Below are 1,941 nucleotides of genomic sequence, written 5' to 3' on the forward strand. Positions count from 1 at the left end.
TGGTGTTCCTTCATCACGCCCAGCGGGTATTGCACAGGCATGTCGTAACCGGCGAACGGCACCATGCGCGCGCCGAGTTCGAGGTGCAGCGAGTGCAGCGGGGTCTTCAACAGTGTTTCGGTGGACATGTTCAGCTCCTGGATAAACGTGAGAGGCGTGTATGCCTGCCTCAGCACTCGATGATGTTGACTGCCAAACCGCCGCGGGCGGTTTCCTTGTATTTGCTTTTCATGTCGGCGCCGGTCTGGCGCATGGTGCGGATGACCTTGTCGAGGGAGACGAAGTGTTGTCCGTCGCCTCGCAGGGCCATGCGCGCGGCGTTGATCGCCTTGACCGAGCCCATGGCGTTGCGCTCGATGCAGGGCACCTGCACCAGGCCGCCGATCGGGTCGCAGGTCAGGCCGAGGTTGTGTTCCATGCCGATCTCGGCAGCGTTCTCCACCTGTTGCACCGTACCGCCGAGCACCTCGCACAAGGCGCCGGCCGCCATCGAACAGGCGACCCCGACCTCGCCCTGGCAGCCGACTTCGGCGCCGGAGATGGAGGCGTTTTCCTTGTAGAGAATGCCGATGGCGGCGGCGGTCAGCAGGAAACGCACCACCCCGTCTTCGTTGGCGCCGGGGATAAAGCGCATGTAGTAGTGCAGCACCGCCGGGATGATGCCGGCGGCGCCATTGGTGGGCGCGGTAACGACCCGTCCGCCGTTGGCGTTTTCTTCGTTGACCGCCAGGGCATACAGGTTGACCCAGTCCAGCACCGACAAGGAATCGCGCAAGGCCGCCTCGGGGTTCTGGCACAGCTGGCGGTGGAGGGCGGCCGCGCGGCGCTTGACCTTCAGGCCTCCCGGCAGGATCCCTTCGTTGCGACAGCCGGCCGCCACGCAGTCCTGCATCACTTGCCAGATTTTCAGCAGGCCGGCGCGGGTTTCCGCTTCCGAACGCCAGGCACTTTCGTTGGTCAGCATCACTTGGCTGATCGACAGCCCATACGTGCTGCAGTGACCGAGCAAGTCCTTGGCGCTCTTGAAAGGGAAGGTCAGCTGGGTGGTGTCTTCGACGATGCGGTCGGCCCCCGCGGCGTCTTCATCGACCACGAAGCCACCGCCCACCGAGTAATACTCGCGGCTGCGAATCTGCAACCCGGCGGCGTCGAAGGCACGGAAGATCATGCCGTTGGGGTGGTAGGCCAGGGGTTTGCGGATCATGGCCAGGTGTTCTTTCTCGTTGAACGCGATGAGGTGTTCGCCGAGCAGTTTCAAGCCTCCGCTGCTGCGTATTTCCTGCAGGCGAGCGGCGATGCTTTCGGTATCCACGGTATCCGGGTGTTCACCTTCCAGGCCCAGGAGCACGGCCTTGTCGCTGCCGTGGCCCTTGCCGGTGGCGCCGAGCGAGCCGTACAGCTCGACCTTGACGCAGGTGGTGGCCGCCAGCAGGTCGTCACGCCGCAGGCCTTCGACGAAGCGCGCGGCAGCGCGCATCGGGCCAACGGTGTGGGAGCTGGAGGGGCCGATGCCAATCTTGAACAGGTCGAACACGCTCAAGGACATGTTGATTCTCCGGTTTCTTATTGTATTGATCGGCACGCACGGTTTTTTGTAGGAGCAAGCTTGCGGTGGCCTTGGGTTCATCGCGAGCTTGCTCGCTCCTACAACGGTATACGCAGTATCTGTAGGAGCGAGGTTTGCCCGCGATGGACGGCGATGCCGTCTCAGGCGTCCTGATAGCTTTCGATCGACGGGCAGGCGCACACCAGGTTGCGGTCGCCGAACACGTTGTCGACGCGGCCGACCGGCGGCCAGTACTTGCCTTCGATCAGCGAGGCCACCGGGTACACCGCCTGTTCGCGGCTATAAGGGTGCGACCACTCGCCGACGATTTCCGCCGCGGTGTGCGGGGCGTTTTTCAGCGGGTTGTCGTCCTTGTCCAGGCTGCCGTTTTCCAC

At 63.6% G+C, this 1,941-nt stretch carries 2 protein-coding genes and 1 pseudogene; all 3 read right to left on the minus strand.

Annotated elements, in window-relative coordinates:
• Positions 1–128, minus strand: a pseudogene (gene gcvT / locus BLV20_RS31280) (glycine cleavage system aminomethyltransferase GcvT); the annotation flags it as partial.
• Between the two features lie 41 nt (positions 129–169).
• Complete coding sequence (locus BLV20_RS30695) at positions 170–1,546, minus strand: L-serine ammonia-lyase (protein WP_092306081.1); 1,377 nt, start codon at positions 1,544–1,546, stop codon at positions 170–172.
• 161 nt (positions 1,547–1,707) lie between these two features.
• Positions 1,708–1,941, minus strand: a 234-nt coding sequence (locus tag BLV20_RS30700; RefSeq protein ID WP_139192778.1) for a hypothetical protein, incomplete at its 5' end; no start/stop codon positions are given.

The sequence above is a fragment of the Pseudomonas sp. NFIX28 genome (genome assembly GCF_900107395.1).
Taxonomy (GTDB): Bacteria; Pseudomonadota; Gammaproteobacteria; order Pseudomonadales; family Pseudomonadaceae; genus Aquipseudomonas.

Bases quoted from the DNA above. Each gene is read 5' to 3' on its own strand.
- BLV20_RS30695 (WP_092306081.1), bottom strand. From the start codon at position 1,546: ATGTCCTTGAGCGTGTTCGACCTGTTCAAGATTGGCATCGGCCCCTCC.